Below are 22,895 nucleotides of genomic sequence, written 5' to 3'. Positions count from 1 at the left end.
ACCGCCGATGGACCTGCCGGCCGGCCATCCGCCGCTGGCCAGGTCCACGCTCGACCGGGCCGCGCACCGCCGTACCGACCCGGGGTGGCTGGCCGACGCCTGGCAGCGGGCCAGGGTGCTGATGGTGGACGGCGGCCGTACCCTGGTCGGCTCGGCCGGTGACAAGCCCGAGCTGGTCCTGTTCGGTCCGGACGCGGCTCGGGACAGCGGGCCGGGCGGCCGGTTCTTCCTCGGCGTCGAGCCGGACGGGGTACCGGTCTTCGCGGTCGACGCGCCGCTGCCGGAGCTCGTCGGCACCCGGCCGGCGAGCCTGCGCGAGGTCGGGCATCTGCTCAGCGACCGGGACGCCGGCCTGTTCACCACCGCCGTGGCGTTGGCGAACTGGCACGCCCGGCACCCGTACTCGTCGCTGACCGGTCTCTCCACGGTGGCCGGGGACGCGGGCTGGTCCCGGCGGGACGAGGCGGGCAACCAGCTCTGGCCGCGTACCGATCCGGCGATGATCGTGCTGGTGCACGACGGGGTCTCCGGCCCGGGCGGGCGGTGCCTGCTCGGCAACAACGCGGCCTGGCGGTCCGAGCGGGCCCTGCGCCGGTACTCCTGCCTGGCCGGCTACGTGGAGCCGGGCGAGTCGGCCGAGGACGCGGTGGTCCGGGAGGTCACCGAGGAGGTCGGCCTGGTCCCGCAGCACATCCGGTACGTCGCCAGCCAGGCCTGGCCGTTCCCAGGCTCGTTGATGCTGGGCTTCTTCGCCCTCGCCGACCCGGAGCAACCGATCCGGTTGGACGCGGCGGAGATCGCGCACGCGGGCTGGTTCGACCGGCGGGAGATCGCCGCCGTGCTGGCCGGGGAGGCGGTCGAGGTCGACGACGGGCTGCGCCTGGGGTTGCCGCCGCCGTCGTCGATCGCGCTGTTCCTGATCCGCAGCTGGCTGGAGAACGCCCGCTAGTCTCCGGGGCCGCCCAGCATCTTGGCCGGCCCAGCATCGTGGCCCGTTCTGCATCGTGGCCCGCCCAGAATCTTGGCCCGCGACCGTCGTTGCCGCGACGATCACGGGCCAAGATCATAGGCCGTCGTTGCCGGGCCAGGCATGGTGCGTGGCGGGGGACGCCACCCGGCCGACGACGGTCGTCTAACCGAACCTCGACGGTGTGCCGAGATTGCTGGGGCGAGGCTCCCCGCCGGTCGGCGGGGCGAACCCGGCCGGGGCCGGCCCGTGGTGGTCGACGGGGAGGGCCGGCTCAGCGGCCCGGTCCCGGAACGGATTGTTGCGCTGTCGCCGGTCAGGCTCGCCCACCGGCACCACCTTGACCCGCTGCCGTCCGGATCGGACCGCGCCCACGCTGGACAGTGCCCGGGCGAGCAGCAGGGCGGCGTCCCGGTCCTCGGCGCGGACGATCTGGCGGCGCTGTTCCGGAGAGATCTGTTCGTCGCGGAGGCGCTCCCCCTGCGCCCAGGCGGCGGCCAGCTCGTCGTCTGCGGCGGCACGGATATCCGTGCGAACGATTAGAAACCGCATGGGTGTCTCCGAAGGCCGGTGACGGAACGATGATCCTGCGATTACCTAACGAAGTCATTGCGTGGAACTTCCACGTTCCTCTCGGTTATGTTCACCCATATTTGCCCGGTGGGCAAGTGAAACGCGCCGATTGGAGTAGTCGGTCGTCCGATCAGGTGACCGGAGCGCCACCCGACCGGTGGCCACGCGGCGGCACGGTGCCGGTTTACGCAGGTCGCAGCCCGTTCCCGCCCGGTTACGACAGGGCCGCCGGCTCCCGAGACGGAAGCCGGCGGCAACGGACTCTGTGTGCGACTCGTGTGTGTACGCCTCCCGGCTGCGGTGCCGGCCGGGACTACTGTTCGGTCAGCCGCCCCGCGCGGCGACTGCGCTGGCTGGGCGGCATCCCGGGATCGCGGCTCGTCGGCTTCCGCAGGGCCGACGAGCGCTGACCCGCCCGCTCGGTCAGCCAGATGATCGTCTCCTCCGGAGTGAGGGCCGCGGCCTGGAGCCAGTCGAAGACCCTCGAATAGGTGGCGATCTCCCTCGGCTCGGTCACCATCAGGTTGGTGGCCAGCCCCTCGATCGCCAGGGTCTCCGGATCCTGCGGCTCGGCGAAGCGGTAGAGCGAGAACCCGGTGTGCGGCAGGTACCAGGCCGCGATGGTCTGCTCGGTGGGCAGCACCTGGAGCGTCACGTTGGGCAGCCCGGCGAGCTTGCGCAACTGGATCAGTTGGGCGCGCAGTACCTCACGCGGGCCGGCCCGGCCGCCGAGCGCGGCCTCCTCGATCACCGCCGAGTAGCGGGGCGGCTCCGGCTCGCGGGTGAGCAGCGACTGCCGGGCCATCCGGGCGGCCACCTCGGTCTCGGCGTCCTCGGCGTCGGGGTCGTCCACCAACTGTCGTGAGGAGAGGATCCGCAGGTTGACGTACGCCTTCGTCTGCAGCAGGCCCGGCACGATCACCGGGCTGTACTCGCGGATCTCCGCGCAGCCGGCCTCCAGTTCGGCGTAGCCGCGCTGCCGTGGCGTCATGGTGGCGTAGGAGCGCAGCCAACCCCGGATGTCGCCGGCCTCGTTGGTGATCGCGGTCAGTTCGTCCCGCAACGCTCCGGTGACCTGGTAGAGATCCAGCAGGTCGAGGACATCGCGCAGGTCGGGTCGGCTGCGGCCGTTCTCCAGCCGGGACAGTTTGGAAGCCGACGCCCAGCCCACCGCCTCGATGACCTGGTCGCCGGTGAGCTTGGCGGACTCCCGCAGCTTGCGCAGTTCCGTGCCGAGCCTGCGCCGCCGCAGGATCGGGCTGGGTTGAGCAGGAGGCACTGGATCCTCGCTCTCGATCGCGTCGAGCCCGTCGCCGGGCAGGTGCGGACCGTCCAGGTCGCGCTCCTGGCGGTCCAGTATGCCGTTCGTACTTCACGGCGTGCCGTCGAATGGTAACGGCGTGTCTAAATGGAGGTGGCTTTCCGGAGCACCTCCGGCTGCCGCCGTCGGATAGCCGATCGAGTTTCGAGTGCGACCAGCCACCCCGCCACCATCGACTGCGACCATTTCTCACAACGACGACCGCGCCGTACGCCGCCCCCGAAACGCCCCTCATCAGTACGGCGAACAGCCGCCGCGGGCGACCCGGCGTCCGCGTCCACCCGTCGACGATGATCATGGAAATCCGGGTGCCCGCGGTCCCCGAGCGGCTCGCAGCCACCCCGAAGGGACCCCCTCGCATGCGAACCATCCTGCGTCACCCCGACTTCCGGCTGCTCTTCGCCGGTCTCGTCTTCAGCATGACGGCAGAGTCGATCATGTTGCTGGCGCTGGCCGTCTGGGTGAAGGACCTGACCGGTTCGGACGGCATGGCCGGCGCCACCATCTTCGCCATGGTCGCGCCGATGGCCCTGGCCCCGATCGTCGGCTGGGTGGTCGACCGGTTTCGCCGCCGGCCGTTCTTCCTGGTCGCCAACCTCGCCACCGCGGTGGTGCTCACCCCGCTGTTCCTGGTCCGGGACCGCACCGACGTCTGGATCATCTACGTCGTGGGCGCCCTGTACGGGCTCTCCTACGTCGCCCTCGGCGCGACACTCAACGGGCTGATCAAGCAGATCGTCCCCGAGGAACTGATGGCCCAGGCGAACGGCGCGTTGCAGACCGTCAAACAGGGACTTCGGCTGGTCGGTCCGCTGGCCGGGGCGGCCCTCTACACCGGTGCCGGCGGCTGGACCCTGCCGACCGTCGGCATGCTCGGTTTCGTCGCCGCCGCCTGCGCGGTCTCCGCACTGCGGATCGCCGAGCGGAGTCCCGGCCCGGCCCAGCTCCGCTGGGCGACCGAGGTCGGTGCCGGGCTGCGGCACATGGTCGGCGAGCCGGCGCTGCGCCGGGCGGTCGTCGGCGGCGCACTGGCGGTACTGGTGATGGGGTTCAGCGAGTCACTGATCTTTGCGTACGTGGACCAGGGGCTGGGCCGGGAACCGGGCTTCGTCGGGGTACTGGTCACGGTGCAGGGCATCGGCGGGGTGCTCGGCGGACTCTCCTCCCCGGCCGTGGTACGCCGGTTCGGCGAGCTGGCCGCGCTGGCCGTCGGGGTGGCGCTCTTCGCGCCCGGCGCGCTGCTGCTGGCGTATCCGACGATGGGGCTGGCCTTCGTCGCCCTGGTACTGCTCGGCTTCGGCCTGCCGATCGCGTTCGTCGGGTTGAACACGCTGATCCAGCGCCGCACCCCGGGGGCGCTGCTCGGCCGGGTGACCGCCGCCGCCGAGGCGCTGATCAGCGGTCCGCAGGCGATCTCGATCGGCACCGGGGCACTGCTGGTCGGCTTCGTCGACTACCGGCTGCTCTTCGTGGTGATCGCGGTGGTGATGACGGTGGCGGCCGGATACCTCTGGGCGGGTCGGGGGCTCTCCGCGCCCTCCGCCACCGGTGTGGCGGCCCGGCCCGAGGCGTCCCCGGGTGTGCTGGCCCCCGACGTGATCCTCCCCGACATCCCGACCGTCGCCACCCCGGCCGTCCCCACTCCCACTCCGTCCGCCGCTCCGTCCGGCGGTGGGCCGGTGCCTGCTCCGTCCGGCGGCGGGCCGGTGTCACCGTCCGGCGGATCCCCGGGGGCGTTGCCGGCCCCGGGATCGAAGCTCCGCTGAGCGACGCGCGGGGCGGTGGGCCCGCGGCGGGCCCACCGCCGGTCCGGTCAGCTTCCGGCGAGCGCGGCCAGCTGCTTCTTGACGTCGACGATCGACGGGTTGGTCAGCGCCGTACCGTCGTCGAACCGTACCGTCGGCACGGTCTGGTTGCCGCCGTTGACGCTCATCACGTACTCCGCCGCGGCCGGGTCCTGCTCGATGTCCACCACGGTGTACGCGATGCCCTCCCGGTCGAGTTGCGACCTGAGGCGGTGGCAGTAGCCACACCAGGGCGTGGAATACATCGTCAACATCGTCGAGACCTCCGCGGTGGTCAGTCGTTACCAGCCAGGTCCGGCCGGCTCGGCCGGTCGGGCGCCGGATCGGACGGGTTTGCCGATCACACAGGCTAAAGGTGCAACGTCGGGAGGGGCTGCCATGATTCCTTACTGTGGTGGCTGACTCGCGCGTGGAACGGATCCTGGCCGGACTCGACCCGGAGCAGCGCACCGCGGTGACCGCTCCGGCCGGGCCGGTCTGCATCCTGGCCGGCGCCGGCACCGGCAAGACCCGGGCGATCACGCACCGGATCGCGTACCGGGTGACAGCCGGGGAGATCGCCGCCCGGCACGTGCTCGCGGTCACCTTCACCGCCCGGGCCGCCGCCGAGCTGCGGGCCCGACTCGGCGCGCTCGGCGTGCCGGGGGTGCAGGCGCGGACGTTCCACGGCGCCGCGCTGCGCCAGCTCCGGTACTTCGCGTCCCGGCTGCTCGCCGGTCGGGAGATGCCCGAGCTGCTGGACAGCAAGGTGAGGTTGGTCACCCTGGCCGCCGCCCGGGCCGGGCTGCGTGCCGACCGGGCCGCCGCGCGGGACCTGGCCGGCGAGATCGAGTGGGCCAAGTCGTCCCTGATCGAGCCGGGGGAGTACGTCGTCGCGGCGGCCAAGGCGCTGCGCGAGACCCCGCACGACCCGGCGCGGGTGGCCGAGGTCTACGCCGGGTACGAGAAGGTCAAACGGGCCAACGGTGTGATCGATTTCGAGGACATGCTCCGCGCCGCGGTGTGGGGGATCGAGGAGCATCCGGACGTCGCCGAGCAGATCCGCGCCCAGTACCGGCACTTCGTCGTCGACGAGTACCAGGACGTCAACCCGCTCCAGCAGCGTCTGCTCGACGCCTGGCTGGGCGGTCGGGACGACCTGACCGTGGTCGGCGACGCCAGCCAGACGATCTACTCGTTCACCGGTGCCACCTCGGCTTACCTGGTCGACTTTCCTCGACAGCACCGGGAGTCGGTGGTGATCCGGCTGGTCCGGGACTATCGCTCGACCCCGCAGGTGGTCGGGTTGGCCAACGCGGTGATCCGGCAGGCCCGGGGCGCCGAGGCACGACTGCGGCTGGAACTGGTCGGGCAGCGACCGCCGGGCGCCGAGCCGGACCTGCGGATCTTCCCGGACGAGCCGGCCGAGGCCGCCGCCGTGGCGGTGCGCTGCCGGGACCTGATCGCCGCCGGCACGCCGGCCCGGGAGATCGCCGTGCTGTTCCGGACCAACGCGCAATCGGAGGCGTACGAGAAGGCGCTCGCCGAGGCGGAGGTGCCGTACCAGGTCCAGGGTGCCGAACGCTTCTTCGAGCGGACCGAGATCCGGCAGGCGCTTGTCGCGCTCCGCGCCGCGACCCGCTCGACGCCGGGAAACACGCCGCTGGTCCCGGCCGTGGTCGAGGCGCTGTCCGCGGTGGGCTGGGTACCCGATGCGCCCCCGCCGGGCGGCGCGGCCCGGGAGAGCTGGGAGGCGCTGGCCGCCCTGGTCCGACTCGCCGAGGAGTACGCGGCAAGCCCGGCGCTCCTGCCGATCGGCGAGGCCGCTACGAGCGCGGAACGGATTGCTGCGAGTGCGAGGAGTGAGCTTGCGAGCCCCGCAGTCGCGAGCGAACGGATTGCCGTGGTCGAGCGGTCGGTGACGCTGGCGGACTTCTGCGCCGAGCTGGGGCGGCGGGCGGCCGCGCAGCACGTGCCGACGGTCGACGGGGTGACGCTGGCCTCGCTGCACTCGGCTAAGGGGCTGGAGTGGGACGGGGTCTTCCTGGTCGGGCTCTCCGACGGCACGCTGCCGACGAGCTACGCGAAGACCGCCGAACAGCTGGAGGAGGAGCGCCGGCTGCTCTACGTCGGGGTGACCCGGGCCCGCGAGTGGCTCTGGCTGTCGTACGCCTCGGCGCGCTCGCCGGGTGGTCGCGCCCGGCGGCCGTGCCGGTTTCTGCCCCAGTTCGACCGTTCCGGCGGTGGGCGCACCGTCGAGGCGCCCGGGGGCAGTCGGAAACCCGACCGTCGGCGTAGCGTGGTCGTCTCCTGCCGGGTCTGCGGGGCGACCCTGCTGGCCGGCGCGGACCGTAAGCTCGGCCGCTGCGCGGACTGCCCGTCCGATCTGGACGAGGGACTCCTCGACCGGCTGCGCGACTGGCGGGCCCGGGTCGCCGGGGCGCAGAAGGTCCCCGCCTACGTGGTCTTCACCGACGCCACCCTGCTTGCGCTGGCCGAACGCCGGCCCAGCCGCCCGGCGGAGCTCCTGGCCATCGCCGGGATCGGTCCCCGCAAGGTCGCCCTGTACGGCGACGCGGTTCTCGCACTGGTCGACGGTGTGCGCGTCGACGACGTGCTGCTGGCGGAGGCGTCGACCGACTCCTGACGGCGGGCCGACCGAGTCGCCGCCGCGCTGGGCCGAGGAGCCGCCGACGGGTGTCGGAAGAAAGTTCCGCGATCTTGCCGTAATTCGTTTGCCCTCGTGCCCGGGGGAGGAATAGCCTCATGGCACACCTCGCGAGCGGCCGCCTTCAGGCTGTTCAAGAGGGGGATGAGTCCGATGTTGGCGACGAGCGAGAGTCAGGAGGTGGCCCCAATGGAGACGACCTATGTCACTCAGCGACCGTGGGCGCTGCCTGCTGCCCCAGCTCGAGTGTCAGAGGTCGGCGGCATGCTGATCACTGAACTCCTCCAGCGTTCGCAGGCGCACCAGGTCCTGGCCCAGGCCGAGCTGGTTCAGGCCCTCGCGGCTGCTGAGCACCAGGGGACCAATGGATTCACGGGCAATGGCATCCGCGGCGGCGTCAAGCGGGTGGATGTCAGCGGGGCTCGACCTCGAGGGAGACCGGTCTAACACAGACCAGCCGGCTCACCTCGAGGCCGCGGACCCCGTCACCGGGATCCGCGGCCTCAGTCATTTCCGCACCAAAAGTAAGTCGGAACAGCGATCTACGAGATCGAAACGAGAGAGAGGTGACCGGGCGATGAGTCTGGCGTTGGCCCCCCTCGACGCGAACGTCGAGCTGGAGGCGAACCTGCCCTGCCGGAAGTTCGACCCCGACCTGTGGTTCGCCGACTCGCCTGCCGAGCTGGAGCTGGCCAAGTCGCTCTGCGGGGACTGCCCGCTGCGCGTCGAGTGCCTCGCCGGTGCGGTCGAGCGGGCGGAGCCGTGGGGCGTCTGGGGCGGCGAGATCTTCGAGCGTGGCGCGGTCGTTCCGCGCAAGCGGCCCCGTGGTCGCCCGCGCAAGGAGGATGTCGCCCGTGACGCGGCGCTGCGGGTCGAGGCCCAGGCGCGGCTGGCGGCCAGTGGCCTTGCCGAGTCGCGCAGTGCGGTCCGGTTGGCGGCCTGACATGAACCCGATCCGTACGAACGCCGGTCTGCTGTCGGCGCCGGACACCGCGATGGCCGCGGTGTCGAAGAACATCACTGCCATGCCCATCCGAGACGGAGCCACCAAGATGCATCTCATCCACGAAGCGTTGTCGAGGGCTCGAATGCGCCTGCCTCAGGCCGGTCGCAGCACCACGAGCACTGAGGCAACCCGATCCGCCCGCAGCATCGCGCTGGAGGCCCGTCGCCGGGCCGCCCGCGAGCTGGGCAGCCTGTGAGTCGACGGCTTCGGCCGACGGCAGGTAACCAGATCTGACATCCAATGAACCTTTTTCAACCTGAACCGCGCGGCGGTCATGCAGCGCGTCCGACCTTGCGGTCCGTCGGACCCAGGGGGAGGTTGAAAGGTTCAATCGGCCGGGCCGGTCCCGGCGGAGGGTACGCCCGCCGCCGCGACCGGCCCGGCGTCGTCGCGCTGCAGGTCAGGCCACCGGGGCGAATCCCGGCAGCCAGCGTTCCACGATGCCCCGGTAGGGCGCCTTCGCCTCCAGTTGGCAGAGCACCCCGATCGAGCCGAGGGTCACCCGGTGGATCAGCAGGTACGACGGCGGCAGGTTGAGCTGCCGCGAGAGCTGGTACGCCGGGGAGCGCGGGTTGGCGAGCCGGGCCGCCTCGACCCGCAGCCACGCCCGGGTGAAGCGGAACTCCTCGACCGAGAGCGGCTGCAGGATCGGCATCAGGAAGTCGAGTACCGCCTGGGCGTCGATCGCGGCGTCGGCCGGAATGAAGCCCTCCTCGCGCAGCCCGGCCACCACCGCATCGGCGTCGCCGGCCAGGGCCAGCCGGACCAGCCGGCCTATCGGCTCCGGGTGCCCGCCGGGCAGCCGGGCGACCGCACCGAAGTCGATCACGCCGAGCCGTCCGTCCGGCAGCAGCCGGAAGTTGCCGGGGTGCGGGTCGGCGTGCAGCAGCCCGGCGCGCATCGGCGCCGAGAAGTGCAGGGTGGCCATCAGCCGGCCGGCCTGGTCCCGTTCGCTCTCGGACCCCGAGCTGATGATCGTCGACATCGGGGTGCCCTCGACCCAGTCCGTGACCAGTACCTGGGGTGTGGCCGCGACGACGCCGGGTACGAAGATCTCCGGATCGTCGGCGTACGCGGCGGCGAAGACCCGCTGCGACTCCGCCTCCAGTTCGTAGTCCAACTCCTCGCTGATCCGCTCACGCAACTCGCTGAGCAGCGGTTTGATGTCCAGGCCCGGCTGGATCGCCCGGAACATGGCACCGAGCCGGGAGAGCTGCTTCAGATCGGAGAGGAGCGCCGGCCCGGCGCCCGGGTACTGCACCTTGACCGCGACCGGCCGACCGGCCGGGGTCGGGACAGCCGTCTTGGTCGCCGCCTTCGCGCCGCGCCGCCGTACCGTCGGCGTGCTGGCGCCCTCGACCTTCCAGATCGCCCGGTGCACCTGGCCGATGCTCGCGGCGGCGGCCGGCTTGTCGTCGAACTCGACGAACAGCGACCGCCAGTCCGGCCCGAACTGCTCGGCCAGCACCTTGTGCACGCTGGCCGCCGGCAGTGGCGGGGCCGCCTCCTGGAGCTTGGTCAACGCCTGCCGGTACGGGGCGGCGACCTCCTCGGGCAGGGCCGCCTCGAACACCGACAGGGCCTGGCCGAACTTCATCGCTCCGCCCTTGAGCTGACCCAGCACGCTGAAGAGCTGTTCGGCGGTGCGTTGCTGGATCTCGTTGGAGATCACGTCGGAGGCGAGGCCGGTAACCCGCTTGCCGACGCCGAGGACCGTCCGGCCGGCGAAGCCGAGCGGCAGAGCGGCGAGCTTGGCGGTCCGGGAGACGGCACGGCGCGGGATGTCGGTCACCAGATCATTGTTACCGACTCGGCGAGATCCGGTCCGCCGTCGGCGGGTGGCTCCGGCCACGTACTCGTCGTCGCTGACCGGCCACGGCCGGTTCGGGGTGCCGGAATCCGCCCGGCCGTGCCCGCTCGTGCCCGGCTGCGACCCTCGGTCGGAATGGACCGGTTCGGGAGGCAGGTGCTGTTTCATGCCTGCGGGGCGGTTCCGTCGGTCCCCGGCTCCGGGGACCGGGGCGGGACGAGGCGGACGCGCCGGGGCGGCGTACCGCGGCGCCGTGCGGCGCAGCCGCAGGCCGGGTGCGGCGGCCAGGTGCGGCGGCGCAGCCTTCCGGCGCCGGTCACCTCGACCGCCCCGCCGACCGTCTCCGGGGTACCGCCGTCGAGGAAGGTGAGCACCTCGCCGACCGCGTAGCCGACCGCGGTGACCAGGGTCGAGGTGAGGCAGGGTTCCGGGCCGTCGCCGCCGGCCAGTTGGGCGGCGAGGCCGGGCCAGCCCGGGTCGCGGTCCTGACGGTGCAGGTCGACGCAGTTGAGGCAGGGCGAGCCGGCGGCCCGGACCAGCGGGCCGACGACCGGGACCCCGTCGCGCATGGTCAGCAGCAGGTGCGCCTGCCGGTGCTGGGCGTAGCCGGCGGCGAGCAGGCCGGCGGGGCGGTCCGCCCCGACCTGGACCACCAGGTCGGCGTGACCGCGCCGGACGGGCCGGGTGGTGGTGCCGGGCGCGGACCGGGCGATCGCGTCCGCGACGGCGGCGGCGCTCGGCCGGCGTACGTCGGTGGCCAGCAGCACGCCGCCGGTGTCCGCCGGCCCGACCCGGCCGCCCAGGTCCGGATGCACCTGCCCGACGCCGGCCTGGGCCAGGGTCACCGCCACCGGGGCGGCGAGCCGGCCCTGACCGGTCACCACGATCCGGGCGGCCGCGCGCCGCCGAAGTAGTTGGGCCGGGGTGCCGGGCGAGTCTCGGCCGTGTAGCGCGAGCGCCGCCGCCTCGGCGGAGAGGCGCTGCCGGACCGGCTCGGCCAGGTCGGTGGGGAGCAGGGTGTGCGCGGCGACCACCAGGCCGGCGGCGCGGAGGGTGTCGATCAGCGTACGGACGTCGTCGCGGGAGACGTTGACCGTGGCGGCATGGTCCAGGACGGCCCGCTCGCTGCGGCTGCCGTCGAGCAGGTCGAGCAGCCGGGCGGCGGACGGGTTGGCGACCTCGAGCAGGACCGCGCGGCGGGGGTCGAGGCCGAGTTGCAGGGTGTGCCGGTCACGCCAGAGTCGGGCGAGGCCGGGCAGCAGGGTGGGGCGGGGCAGCACGGTTCGGGTCATGGGGCGACACGCTGTCACCGCCCGGGTGCGCGACGGCAGCGGTTGTCCACAGCGGGTGGGCCGTGTGCACTGCTCTATCCACAGGATTTGGCGACTTATCCACAACCCATGGGTAACTGCTGTCGCGGCGCGGACATCACGGGGGGTGTCCGCAGGGCGACAGCGAAAGCGGGAAGGGGTGGCGCTCCGCCACCCCTTCCCGCAGTTCCGAGTACTTCTCGATGATCAGACCTTGGCCTTGCCGAGGATCCGGTTGACGGTCGTTCCGCAGACCGGGCACTTGCCCTTGGCCATGTTCATGCCTGTCTTGGAAACCTCGACGTTGCCCTCGAAGTCACGCTTCTCCTTGCACTTCACGCAGTAACCGTTGTAGGTCTGGGCCTTCTCGGCCACGGTGCCCTCCTCGTCTCATCCGCCGGCTCTCGCGAGCCTGGCGTGCGCCCGGCGGCGGGCGGCCACGTAGGCGCCAGCGCTGGGTTTCTCCGCGGTCACCGATGTGACCGCCGGTCCGCGGACCCTACCCAGATCTGGGCAGTTCCATGTCAGCGATCTGTCGACACTGTGAGGAAGCCGACGCCCAGAGTGTGCATGCCGGAATAGGTCGGATAAGTCAGTTTGGCAGGGACACGCCGGATGAACTGCGTCAGATCGGTGATCGAGGGCGTCTGGCGTGACCGGGGGATGATCCTTTACCGTTGCCTCCGGTGCTCCGCCGTACGCCCCCGGGAGGCCGAACCGGACCGATCATGGGTACGCAGACGATCACCGCAATGAATTTTTTCCGGACGGGTCACCGCCAACCGGTATTTTTCCGGCGGTCATCTGTGGGTTGACTCTTGCGGTGACCTGGTCAGTAAGCATTAGTTTTCCATCGTGAACGAAACCCGGGGCTGCGCGGGCCGCTAATGGCGGGGACGCGGAAGCCGGTCGTCGAGGTACGGCGCAGTCAGCGCCGGCGCCGGACGGTGTCCGCCTACCGGGACGGCGAGCGCGTCGTGGTCCTGATCCCCGACCAGTTCTCCCGGGCCGAGGAGACCGAGTGGGTGGACCGGATGCTCGCCCGGCTCGCCGCCCGCGAGGAGCGGCTCGGACGCTCCGACGAGGAGCTGCTGCTCCGGTCCCGCCGGCTGATCGACCGCTACCTGAGCGAGCACGGCCGGGCGGCGGTGCCGGCCAGCGTCCGGTGGGTGACGAACCAGAACGGCCGGTGGGGCTCCTGCACCCCGGCCGACCGGACCATCCGGATCTCGCACCGGATCCAGGAGATGCCGGACTGGGTGATCGACTACGTGCTGCTGCACGAGCTGGCCCACCTCGTCGTGCCCAGCCACAACGCGCGGTTCTGGGAGCTCGTCGGGCGCTATCCGAAGACGGAACGGGCCCGGGGCTACCTGGAGGGCGTCGCGGCGACCGCCGGCATCGTGCTGCCGGACTGAGCCGGCGCGGCCCTGACCAGCTCGGCCGAGCGGCGGGCACGGCGGCAAGCGCGGACCCGGCCCCGGACCGTACCCGGCGCGCCGCCGCCTTCCTCCGCCGTCCGGCGTACCGGATCCGGGGGGTCGGTAAGGTCGGCGGGTGACCCGCCGTCTGATCGTGCTGATGCTCGGACCCGTCGCCTGGGCCCCGCCCGGCACCGACCCGGTCCGCTGGCGGTCCGCGCTCGCCGAGGACGTGGTCGACCTGCTCGCCACCCTGGCCGAGGTGGAGCCGGCGATCGCCGCCACCGCGCCCGACCGCCCGCTGGCCGACGCGATCGCCTGGCCCGGCATGCCGGTGTACGAGCTACCGGAGAACCGGGTCGGTGCCGCGCTGCACGCCGCGGCCCGGGACGGCTACGACCAGGCCGCCGCGCTGGTGTCCGACGTGCCCGACCTGCCCGGCCTGATCCTCGGCAAGCTGCTCCGTCCGCTGACCAGCCGTCCAGTCGCGGTCGCCCCGGCGACGAACCCCGGCCCCGGCCTGCTCGGCCTGGCGGCCCGGCTGCCCGCGCCGGAGTGGCTGCCGGAGCTGGACCTGGACACCGCCGACGTCGACCTGGTGCGCGCCGCGGCGCCACGACCGGCCGAGGTGGCGGTGGCGCCGGGCTGGCGCCGGCTCCGTACCCCGGCCGACGTCGCGACGCTCGACCCGGCGGTCGAGGGCTGGGACTCCACCCGGATCCTGCTCGGCGGCTGAGCCCGCCACCCCCGGGTGGCGCCGCTCACTCCGGGGTACGCCCCGACGAGTCCGGACCGGGCTCCCCGGAGTCGTCCCCGGCCCCGGTGTCGCCCGAGTCGTTCCCGGACCCGGTACCGCCGAAGTCGAAGTCGTCCAGGTCGCCGAGGTCGAGCTGGGACCGGGCGAAGGCTTCCGGATCGGCGAACTCCTCCTCGGCGGGGAGCAGGTCCGGGTGGCCCCAGAGCGCGTCCCGGCCGGCGATGCCCCGGTGCTCGGTCAGCGCCGCCCAGAGCGCGGCGGCCTCGCGCAGCCGGCGGGGTCGCAGCTCCAGCCCGACCAGCGCGGCGAAGGTCTGCTCGGCCGGACCACCGGCGGCCCGACGCCGCCGGAACGCCTCGGCGAGCCGGTTCACGTTCGGCAGCCGTTCCGCGGCGGCGCTGTCCACGACGTGGCACACCCAGCCCTCGACCAGGGCAAGCGTGGTCTCCAGCCGAGCCAGCGAGGCCTTCTGCGTCGGGGTGTCCTCAGGGGTGAAGATCCCCTCCACCGAGAGCGCCTGCATCGACTCCGGGTTCATCGGGTCGAGCCGGCCCATCGCCTCCTCGATCGCCTCCCGGTTCACGGTGATGCCGGTGGCGTACATCTCGACGGTGGTCAGCACATGGCCGCGCAGCCACGGTACGTGCTGGAAGAGGCGCTGGTGGGCGGCCTCGCGGAGGGCGACGTAGAGGCGTACCTCGTCCTCGGGGAGTTCGAGGCCCTCGCCGTACGCCCGGATGTTCGCCGGCAGCAGCGCGGCCGTGCCGGCCGGGCCGAGCGGCAGGCCGATGTCACCGGCCGAGAGCACCTCGGCGGCGAGCGAACCGAGGGCCTGCCCGAGCTGGCCGCCGAAGAGGGCCCCGCCCAGCGTGGTCAGCATCGACTGCATCGGGCCGAGCTGCGACCGGGCCTCCGGCGGCACCAGATCGCCCATCGCGGCCACCATCCGGCCGGCCACCGGGTCGCAGAGCTTCTTCCAGACGTCGAGCGTCCGGTAGATCCACTCGTTCCGGTTCCACGCCACGGAGGTCTGGATCCCGGAGGGGTGTGCCGAGGCCGGATCGAGCCAGAGGTCGGCCAGCCGGAGCGCCTCCTCCACGGCATTGCGCTCGTACGGCGTCACGGCCGGGTCGCCGGCCGAGGAGAGCTGGCTGGCCGCGACCTGGCGGGCCAGGTCCCAGTTGACCGGGCCGCTGCCCGGCGTGGCGAGCAGCTGCTGCAGCTGCGCCATGAACTGCTGCATCTGCTGCGGGTCGTTGGGGTCGGGCGGCTGGCCACCCGGCAGGGCGAAGCCGAACGGAATATCAGGCACCCGTCCACGGTACGCGCGCCGGAGGGTACGCCGCCCGCCCAGGTGTCACGCCACGGGCGAACCCGGGGCTCGCCGGCCGGCCCGAAGATGTCTTCCGGGTACGGCCGGCCCGAAGGTGCCTTCTGGGTACGCTTGTCGGCCATGAGACGTCGCGGTGTCACGGTCCTGCTCGGCGCGGTGCTCACCGCCCTGCTCAGCCTCGGCGTGCTCGCCGCCCCGATCCCGTACGTCGTGCTCGGTCCGGGACCGACCGTGGACACGCTGGGCCGGCAGGACGACAAAGAGGTGATCCAGGTGTCCGGCCGGGAGACCTCGACGTCGGCCGGACAACTCCGGCTGACCACGGTCGGCGTGCAGCCCGACGTCAAGCTGCTCTCCGCGATCGCCGGCTGGTTCTCCTCGGACGAGGCCGTGGTGCCGTACGAGTTGATCTACCCGCCGGGGCAGACCCAGCAGCAGGTGGAGGAGCGCAACGCGGAGGACTTCGCCGCCTCGCAGACCAGCGCCGAGACCGCGGCGCTGCGCGAACTCGGCTATCCGGTGGAGATCGTGGTCAAGTCCGTCGGCGCGGGCGCCCCGTCGGAGGGGATCCTCAAGGTGGGTGACGTGATCACCTCCGTCGACGGCAAGCCGGTGGTGGTCGCCAGCAGCCTCACCGACGTGATCCGGTCCCGTCCGGCCGGCTCCTCGCTGAGGATCGGCTACACCCGGGACGGCAAGCCGGCCACCGCGACGATCGTCAGCGCCGCCACTGGCAACGACCCGCCGCGGATCGGCGTGGAGATCGAGCAGCGGCAGCCGCACCCGTTCGAGTTGAAGATCGACCTCGGGGACATCGGCGGGCCGAGTGCCGGCCTGATGTTCGCGCTCGGCATCATCGACAAGATCCAGAGCGAGGATCTGACCGGCGGGAAGATCATCGCTGGTACCGGCACCATCAACGACCTGGGCGAGGTGGGCCCGATCGGCGGCATCCCGCAGAAGCTGGTCGGCGCGAAGAACGCGGGTGCCACGTACTTCCTGGTGCCCGCCGGCAACTGCGAGGAGGCTGTCCGCAACGCCCAGCCCGGGTTGCCGATGGCCCGGGTCGAAACCCTCGACGACGCGCTGAGCGCGCTGGAGGCGATCCGCGCCGGGGGCGAGCCGCCGAAGTGCTGAAGCACCGAGGGCCCGATGGGGGACCGGCCGGCCTCAGGAACACCCCGTAGTCTAGGTGCTCTGATCAGGTCCGGTCATTGCCGAAGGTGCGGAGCCAACAGTGGTCATGCGTAGCAGCCCCCTACCAAGAATGAGTCGACGCGGTCGCGTCACGGTCGGCGTACTCCTGGGGGTGTTCCTGCTCCTTACCCTGTTGGGCTGGGGCGTGCAGGCGTGGACCGACTGGCTCTGGTTCGACGAGGTGCAGTACACCCGGGTCTTCAGGGGGGTGCTGGTCACCCGGATCCTGCTCTTCGTCGTGATCGGTCTGGCCATGGCGCTGGTGGTCGGCGGCAACATGTGGCTGGCCTACCGGCTGCGGCCGGTGCTCCGTCCGAACTCGCCGGAGCAGGTGACCCTGGAGCGCTACCGGTCCGTGCTGGCACCCCGGATCGGCACCTGGCTGCTCGCGATCGGGACGATCGTCGGGCTCTTCGCCGGTCTCTCCGCACAGACCCGCTGGGGTCAGTGGATGCTCTTCCGCAACTCGCAGACCTTCGGCGTCGAGGACCCGGAATTCAAGATCGACATCGGGTTCTACGTCTTCCAGTTTCCGTTCCTGCGCTACCTGCTCGGCGTCGGCTTCACCGCCGTGGTGCTGGCCGTGATCGGCTCCCTGGCGATGCACTACATCTTCGGCGGGGTGCGGCTGCAGGGCGTCGGTGACCGGATGACCAGCGCCGCCCGGGCCCACCTGACCACACTGGTCGCGGTCTTCGTGCTGCTCAAGGCGCTGGCGTACGTGCTCGACCGGCGGGCGATGCTGCTGGAGTTCAACGAGGGCGTCGAGTTGTACGGCGCCGGCTACGCCGACGTCAACGCGCTGCTGCCGGCCAAGGAGATCCTGGCGTACATCTCGGTGGTGGTCGCGCTGGCGATCATCCTCTTCTCCAACGCCTTCATCCGGAACCTGGTCTGGCCCGGCATCTCGCTCGCCCTGCTCGGCATCTCGGCGGTGGCGATCGGCGGCATCTACCCGTGGGCGGTGCAGACCTTCGAGGTCAAGCCGAGCGTCAAGGACAAGGAAGCCGCGTACATCGAGCGGAGCATCATCGCCACCCGGGACTCGTTCGGGCTGGCCAACACGGTGGCGGCGCCGTACAACGCGGCGAACCTGAAGCCGCCGGAGTCGCTGGCCACCGACACCTCGGTGGTGCCGAACATCCGGCTGCTGGACCCGCAACTGGTCTCCGAGACCTACACCCAGCTCCAGCAGGTGCGAGGCTTCTACGACTTCGGCCCGAAGCTCGACATCGACCGTTACGAGGTCAACGGCGAGACCCAGGACTACATCGTCGGGATGCGGGAGATCAACTACCTGGAGCTGACCGAGCAGCAGAGCAACTGGATCAACCGGCACACCGTCTTCACCCACGGCTACGGCCTGGTCGGCGCCCCCGCCAACAAGGTGGTCTGCGGCGGACAGCCGTACTTCGTCTCCGGCTTCCTCGGTGAGCGCGCCGAGGAGGCGTGCTCGTCGTCGACCGAGACGATCCCGGCCACCCAGCCGCGGATCTACTACGGCGAGCAGATGGACGGCAGCGACTACGCGATCGTCGGGCAGACCGAGGGGAACAACCCGGTCGAGTTCGACCGGCCGACCGGCCGGGACGGTGGCGAGCAGTACTACACCTACACAGGCTCGGGCGGGGTCGAGATCGGCTCCTTCGGGCGCCGGCTGCTCTACGCGATCAAGGAGCAGGAGCCGAACTTCGTGCTCTCCGGGGCGGTCAACGACGCCTCCAAGCTGCTCTACGTGCGTAACCCCCGGGACCGGGTGGAGAAGGTCGCCCCGTTCCTCACCCTGGACGGCGACCCGTACCCGGCGGTGATCGAGGGGCGGATCAAGTGGATCGTCGACGGCTACACCACGGCGGCCACCTACCCGTACGCCGAGCAGGTGAACCTCCAGGAGGAGACCGCCGACGAGCTGACCGGGCTGGGCACCTTCGAACTCGCCCGGGAGAACATCAACTACATCCGGAACTCGGTGAAGGCGACCGTCGACGCGTACGACGGCACGGTGACGCTCTACCAGTTCGACGAGGCCGACCCGGTGCTGAAGGCCTGGAACAAGGCGTTCGGCGGTGACCTGGTGAAGCCGAGGTCGGAGATCCCGGCCGCCCTGGCGGCACACTTCCGCTACCCGGCCGACCTGTTCAAGGTGCAGCGCAACCTGCTGGCGAAGTTCCACGTCACGGACCCGTCCGAGTTCTTCTCCGGGCAGGACTTCTGGGAGGTGCCGAACGCGCCGGACGCGCCGGACTCCGGTGAGCGGCAGCCGCCGTACTACCTCTACACGAAGTTGCCGGGACAGGACGCGCCACGCTTCCAGCTCACCTCGGCGGTCACCCCGGCCGGCCGGCAGAACCTCGCCGCGCTGATCAGCGGGTCGTACCTGAACGGCCAGCCCCGGTTGGAGGTGCTGGAACTGCCCGATCAGACGGCGGTCTCCGGGCCGGTCCAGGTGCACCAGAAGATGACCAACGACGGGGACATCCGGCAGCAGCTCAACCTGCTCTCCTCGAACCAGGCCCAGGTGCAGTACGGCAACCTGCTCTCGCTGCCCTACGGCGACGGCATGCTGTACGTCGAACCGGTCTACGTGAAGAGCAACCAGACGAACGCCTATCCGCTGCTGCAACGGGTGCTGCTCTCCTACGGTGACGGCGGCCAGTACGTCGTACTCGCGAACAGCCTCGAAGAGGGCATCAAGCAGCTCGTCGAGCAGGGCAAGAAGGACGCCCCGACGACGCCGACGACGCCACCGCCACCCACCGACGGCGGCACCAACCCGACACCCGGCCCGACCACGCCACCACCGGCGGACGCCAGTCCACAGCTCACGCCGGAGCTGGCCGCCGCCGCGAGCAAGGTCCAGGCGGCGATCGTCGAGGTGAGGGCCGCCCAGACCGCCGGTGACTTCGAGCGGTACGGCCGGGCGTTGAAGGCGCTCGACGAGGCGATGACCGAGTTCCAGAACGCTCAGAAGGCGGCGGGTGGTAACCCGGCCCCGGCCGGCTCACCGGCGGCGAGCGGCGGTACGCCCAGCCCGCCGCCGTCCCCGAGCGGCTGACCAGGTCGTACCCGGCTGCCCGGCGGCGGCGGTACCGTCGCCGCCGGGCAGTTCGACCCCCGTTTTGCGGGGCGCGGGCGGTGTGCGCTAGTGTTAACGAGCCGACGCGGGGTGGAGCAGCTCGGTAGCTCGCTGGGCTCATAACCCAGAGGTCGCAGGTTCAAATCCTGTCCCCGCTACCAGGGAAAACGGCCCCTCGGAGATCATCCGAGGGGCCGTTTTGCGCACCCGGTCGCTACCTCGGTCGAAGACGGCTCTCCCGACGCAACCGGCCCCTCCCGACCGCCTCCCGGCCCGTCCCGGTCGAGAACCGGTCACGCGCCCGGCAGCCACTGGCGAGCGGGCCCGCTCGGCGCTGAGGCCGCCCACCCACGTGCTCGAGCTGAGGCCGCCTACCCGCCTACCCGCCTGCTTGAGCTGAGGCCGCCTACCCGCGTGCTTAACTGGTGGGTGATGTCGCTCAGTCCGCGTGAGGTCCAGCTGTTCGAGGGCTCCAGGGGCCGCCTGGAGGCGATCGCCTACCGCCTGCTCGGCTCGGCCGCCGACGCGGAGGACGCGGTTCAGGACACGTTCCTGCGCTGGCAGGCGGCCGACCGGGACCGGATTGAGACGCCCGAGGCGTGGCTGACGAAGGTACTCACCAACGTCTGCCGCAACCAGCTCACGTCGGCACGGTCCCGGCGCGAGAGGTACGTGGGGCCCTGGCTGCCGGAGCCGCTCCTCGCCGGGGACCGGATGCTCGGGCCGGCCGAGACCGCCGAGCAGCGGGAACTGGTCTCGATCGCGGTGCTCACCCTCCTGGAGCGGCTGTCGGCCAACGAGCGGGTGGTGTACGTGCTGCGGGAGGCGTTCGGCTATCCGCACGCCGAGATCGCCCGGATCCTCGACCTCAGCGAGGCGAACTGTCAGCAGATCTACCGGCGGGCCAGGCAGCACGTCGCCGCCGGCCGGGTGCGGATGGAGATCGACGCCGCCGCCGCGAGGAAGATCGCCGACGAGTTCCTCGCCGCCGCGCTCAGCGGTGACACCGATCCGCTGGTCCGGCTGCTGACCGACGACGCGGTGAGCATGTCCGACGGCGGCGGCCGGATCCCGGCCCGGAGCACCCCGGTCGTCGGTGCGCTCGGCATCGCGCGATTCCTGCGGGGCCTGTTCGCGCCGACCGCCGCCAGGCGGGCCACCTTCGAGGCCCTGCTCGGTGGCGCCTTCACCGTGCACGTCACCGTCGTCAACGACGGCCCCGCCCTGCTGGCCGTGAGCGGTGATCGGGTGGTCGGCGTCATGTCGCTCGACGTCACCCCCGACGGTGTGGCCGCGATCCACACCCAGGCCAACCCCGACAAACTGAAGCGGATCAGCAGGCAGTGGGCCGCGTCCGATCACCGGGAGTCACCCGGCATCGGCTGGTGACCGAGGTCTCAACCGGGTCCTGTCAGGGATCGCGTCGCCGTCCGGTTCAGGAGGCGAGCAGGCCACACCAGACAGGAGCGGAACATGAAGCACCGCATCGTCGTCCTCGGGGCCGGATATGCCGGGGCCCACGCCGCCGGACGGCTCGCCCGCCGGCTCCACTCCGACGACATCGAGATCACCCTGGTCAACGCCGACCCTGATTTCGTCGAGCGGGTCCGGTTGCACCAGCTCGCGGTCGGGCAGGACCTGCGGCGCCGCCCGCTGCGCGACGTCTTCGCGGGCACCGGCGTCGCGGTACGACCGGCGCGGGTCACCGCCGTCGATGTCGACCGCAGGACCGTCGAGGTAGTCGACGAGCATGGTACCGACGAGATCGATTACCACACCCTGGTCTACGCCCTCGGCAGCACCGTTGCCGACCACGGCGTCCCCGGTGTCGTCGAGCACGCCCACCACGTCGCCAGCCGGCCGGGCGCACTGCGGCTGCGCGAGCGGCTGCGTGAGCTTGCCGCGGGTGCGGCCGTACTGGTCGTCGGCGGCGGCCTCACCGGCATCGAGGCGGTCACCGAGATCGCCGAGACCAGGCCGGACCTCGACGTCTCGATCGCGGCCCGAGGCGGCGTCGGCGACTGGCTCGGCGACCGGGCCCGACGGCACCTGCGCACGGTTCTCGACCGGCTCGGCATCACCGTCCACGAGCACACGGACATCGTGCGGGTCGAGGAGACCGGCGTGCTCACCGGTTCCGCCGCGCGGATCCCGGCCCAGGTGACCGTCTGGACGGCGGGCTTCGCCACGCACCCGATCGCCGCCGCCAGCGCCCTGGCGGTCGCCGACTCCGGGCAGATCGTCGTCGACGCCACGATGCGCTCGGTCTCGCATCCCGACGTGTACGCGGTCGGCGACGCCGGGATCGCCGAGGGAGCCGGCGGCAGGCCACTGCGAATGTCGTGCGCCTCGGGGATCCCGATGGCCTGGAAGGCCGCCGACGCCATCGCGGCGCGGCTGACCGGCCGCAAGCTCCCCGGTAACACGATCGGCTACGTCCAGCAGTGCATCAGCCTCGGCCGGCACGACGGCATCATCCAGTTCGTGACCCCCGACGACCGGGCCAGGCCGGCCGCCCTTACCGGCCGGCAGGCCGCCCGGTACAAGGAGTTCATCTGCGCGAGTGCGGCCTGGAGCGTCTCCCACCCGACGATCATGCTGCCGACCCGCCGCCGCCGGGTCGCCGCGACCGTCGGGGCCGAGACCCAGCCGGCAACCGCCCGCTGAGCCGCCGCTGTTCTCCAGCGCGGGCGGGTCCGCTGAGCCGCCGCTGTTCGGCAGCGCCGGCCCGCCAGCCCAGCTGGCGGGCCGGTCTGCTTCTCCGGCAGATCTTGGGTCGGCCGGGGGAGTTCGGTGATACTGCCACTGCCGGATCTGCCGGCCGGGATCGACGGGAGGCGGGCGATTTGTTGACCGGGGCCGTTCTGGGCGCCGCCGCGATGACCACCGGACTGGTGGCCGGGGTGTTCACCCTGTACGCACACACGATCATGCCCGGGCTGGGCGGCACCGACGACCGTACGTTCGTCGGCGCGTTCCAGTCCCTCGACCGGTCGATCATCAACCCGTGGTTCATGTCCTGCTTCCTGGGAGCATTGGTGCTCACCGGGATCTCCGCCGCCCTGCACCTGCCGGCGGACGGGCACGGCGGACTGCCGTGGACCGCCGTCGCGTTCGTGCTCTACCTGGTGGTGGTCGTGATCACCCTGGCGGTGAACGTGCCGCGCAACGACGCCATCAAGGCGGCCGGCGACCCGGACCAGATCGATGACCTCGCCGGAGTACGCCGGGATTTCGGCGAGGCGAGGTGGCGGGCGTGGAACCTGGTCCGCGTCGTACTCAGCCTCGCGGCGTTCGGCTGCCTGCTGGTCGCGCTCGTCAGGTACGGCGGCCGGGGCTGAGAGCGGGCGGGCGGTGATCGGCCGCGTTGCCGGCGGGACTTGCGAGTAGCCCCGAGGATGTAGCCATGGAGATTTTCCGGAACTGGTGGGTCCGCCTGAGCGCAGTGCTCGGTACGGCGGCGTTGACAGTGTTCGTGCCGGCGATGGCCTGGGCGTCGAGTGGACCCGGCGAGTTGGTGCTGGAGGCGGCCCGGGGGCGCCGGGCCCGGGGCAGCTTCGGCATCTGGGGACTGATCTGCTGCCTGATCGTGGTCGGCCTGATCGTGGCGATCCTGGTCTTCGTCATGCGCAACCGCAGGTCGGGAGGGAAGCGCTGAGCAGCCGCACCGGG

General features: G+C 71.7%; 18 protein-coding genes, 1 tRNA gene and 2 pseudogenes. 14 read left to right on the top strand and 7 right to left on the bottom strand.

What is annotated here, in order from left to right; all coding sequences use genetic code 11:
- Positions 1 to 7 precede the first annotated feature (7 nt).
- The gene (gene nudC / locus EV371_RS29150; RefSeq protein ID WP_130466296.1) at positions 8 to 949 is read left to right on the top strand and encodes an NAD(+) diphosphatase; all 942 of its coding nucleotides are present in this window, start codon (positions 8 to 10) and stop codon (positions 947 to 949) included.
- A 336-nt stretch (positions 950 to 1,285) separates the two neighbouring features.
- On the opposite strand, the pseudogene EV371_RS29145 reads toward nudC, so the two are convergent.
- Positions 1,286 to 1,519: pseudogene (locus EV371_RS29145) on the bottom strand (hypothetical protein); the annotation flags it as partial.
- A gap of 334 nt (positions 1,520 to 1,853) precedes the next feature.
- Positions 1,854 to 2,819 carry a Scr1 family TA system antitoxin-like transcriptional regulator gene (locus tag EV371_RS29140; RefSeq protein ID WP_130464867.1) on the bottom strand — a complete coding sequence of 322 codons (966 nt, stop codon included), beginning with the start codon at positions 2,817 to 2,819 and terminating at the stop codon, positions 1,854 to 1,856.
- Between the two features lie 401 nt (positions 2,820 to 3,220).
- Here EV371_RS29140 and EV371_RS29135 point away from each other — a divergent pair.
- Positions 3,221 to 4,399, top strand: a pseudogene (locus EV371_RS29135) (MFS transporter); the annotation flags it as partial.
- 275 nt (positions 4,400 to 4,674) lie between these two features.
- On the opposite strand, the gene EV371_RS29130 reads toward EV371_RS29135, so the two are convergent.
- A complete protein-coding gene (locus tag EV371_RS29130) occupies positions 4,675 to 4,920 on the bottom strand; it encodes a mycoredoxin (protein WP_130464865.1) in 246 nt (81 codons plus the stop codon).
- Between the two features lie 140 nt (positions 4,921 to 5,060).
- On the opposite strand from EV371_RS29130, the gene EV371_RS29125 reads away from it, so the two are divergent.
- From EV371_RS29125 to EV371_RS29110, 3 genes are all read left to right on the top strand, one after another.
- Entirely contained in the window at positions 5,061 to 7,292 is a 2,232-nt protein-coding gene (locus EV371_RS29125; protein ID WP_486484835.1) for an ATP-dependent DNA helicase UvrD2, read from the top strand.
- 598 nt (positions 7,293 to 7,890) lie between these two features.
- The gene (locus tag EV371_RS29115) at positions 7,891 to 8,256 is read left to right on the top strand and encodes a WhiB family transcriptional regulator (RefSeq protein WP_130464862.1); all 366 of its coding nucleotides are present in this window, start codon (positions 7,891 to 7,893) and stop codon (positions 8,254 to 8,256) included.
- A gap of 1 nt (position 8,257) precedes the next feature.
- The gene (locus tag EV371_RS29110) at positions 8,258 to 8,515 is read left to right on the top strand and encodes a hypothetical protein (protein WP_349339220.1); all 258 of its coding nucleotides are present in this window, start codon (positions 8,258 to 8,260) and stop codon (positions 8,513 to 8,515) included.
- 204 nt (positions 8,516 to 8,719) lie between these two features.
- On the opposite strand, the gene EV371_RS29105 is transcribed toward EV371_RS29110, so the two are convergent.
- The 3 genes from EV371_RS29105 to EV371_RS33600 form a co-directional block, all read right to left on the bottom strand.
- Positions 8,720 to 10,111, bottom strand: coding sequence for an AarF/UbiB family protein (locus EV371_RS29105; protein WP_130464861.1), 1,392 nt, complete (start codon positions 10,109 to 10,111; stop codon positions 8,720 to 8,722).
- 182 nt (positions 10,112 to 10,293) lie between these two features.
- On the bottom strand, positions 10,294 to 11,421 hold the full coding sequence (locus EV371_RS29100; protein ID WP_486484834.1) for a hypothetical protein: 1,128 nt from the start codon (positions 11,419 to 11,421) through the stop codon (positions 10,294 to 10,296).
- Positions 11,422 to 11,646: 225 nt separating this feature from the next.
- Entirely contained in the window at positions 11,647 to 11,814 is a 168-nt protein-coding gene (locus tag EV371_RS33600; RefSeq protein WP_165436864.1) for a DUF5679 domain-containing protein, read from the bottom strand.
- 512 nt (positions 11,815 to 12,326) lie between these two features.
- On the opposite strand from EV371_RS33600, the gene EV371_RS29095 reads away from it, so the two are divergent.
- Positions 12,327 to 12,857: a YgjP-like metallopeptidase domain-containing protein gene (locus EV371_RS29095; protein ID WP_130464860.1), complete on the top strand. Its 531-nt coding sequence runs from the start codon at positions 12,327 to 12,329 to the stop codon at positions 12,855 to 12,857.
- 139 nt (positions 12,858 to 12,996) lie between these two features.
- A complete protein-coding gene (locus EV371_RS29090) occupies positions 12,997 to 13,596 on the top strand; it encodes a hypothetical protein (protein ID WP_130464859.1) in 600 nt (199 codons plus the stop codon).
- 25 nt (positions 13,597 to 13,621) lie between these two features.
- Here the strand turns inward: EV371_RS29090 and EV371_RS29085 are convergent, their stop codons facing one another.
- The gene (locus EV371_RS29085) at positions 13,622 to 14,929 is read right to left on the bottom strand and encodes a zinc-dependent metalloprotease (RefSeq protein WP_130464858.1); all 1,308 of its coding nucleotides are present in this window, start codon (positions 14,927 to 14,929) and stop codon (positions 13,622 to 13,624) included.
- Positions 14,930 to 15,070: 141 nt separating this feature from the next.
- Here EV371_RS29085 and EV371_RS29080 point away from each other — a divergent pair, with 141 nt between their 5' ends.
- From EV371_RS29080 to EV371_RS29050, 7 genes are all read left to right on the top strand, one after another.
- On the top strand, positions 15,071 to 16,087 hold the full coding sequence (locus tag EV371_RS29080) for a PDZ domain-containing protein (protein ID WP_130464857.1): 1,017 nt from the start codon (positions 15,071 to 15,073) through the stop codon (positions 16,085 to 16,087).
- A 100-nt stretch (positions 16,088 to 16,187) separates the two neighbouring features.
- Positions 16,188 to 19,202: a UPF0182 family protein gene (locus EV371_RS29075; RefSeq protein ID WP_207230638.1), complete on the top strand. Its 3,015-nt coding sequence runs from the start codon at positions 16,188 to 16,190 to the stop codon at positions 19,200 to 19,202.
- A gap of 105 nt (positions 19,203 to 19,307) precedes the next feature.
- Positions 19,308 to 19,384 (top strand) — tRNA-Met (locus tag EV371_RS29070).
- 271 nt (positions 19,385 to 19,655) lie between these two features.
- On the top strand, positions 19,656 to 20,612 hold the full coding sequence (sigJ, locus tag EV371_RS29065) for an RNA polymerase sigma factor SigJ (protein ID WP_130464855.1): 957 nt from the start codon (positions 19,656 to 19,658) through the stop codon (positions 20,610 to 20,612).
- 84 nt (positions 20,613 to 20,696) lie between these two features.
- Positions 20,697 to 21,890, top strand: coding sequence for an FAD-dependent oxidoreductase (locus tag EV371_RS29060; protein ID WP_130464854.1), 1,194 nt, complete (start codon positions 20,697 to 20,699; stop codon positions 21,888 to 21,890).
- A 182-nt stretch (positions 21,891 to 22,072) separates the two neighbouring features.
- A complete protein-coding gene (locus tag EV371_RS29055; protein ID WP_349339223.1) occupies positions 22,073 to 22,564 on the top strand; it encodes an anthrone oxygenase family protein in 492 nt (163 codons plus the stop codon).
- Positions 22,565 to 22,629: 65 nt separating this feature from the next.
- On the top strand, positions 22,630 to 22,881 hold the full coding sequence (locus tag EV371_RS29050; protein WP_130464853.1) for a hypothetical protein: 252 nt from the start codon (positions 22,630 to 22,632) through the stop codon (positions 22,879 to 22,881).
- Positions 22,882 to 22,895 lie beyond the last annotated feature (14 nt).

This window comes from Plantactinospora sp. CNZ321 (assembly GCF_004217235.1).
This window is presented reverse-complemented; position numbering and strand designations above follow the sequence as displayed.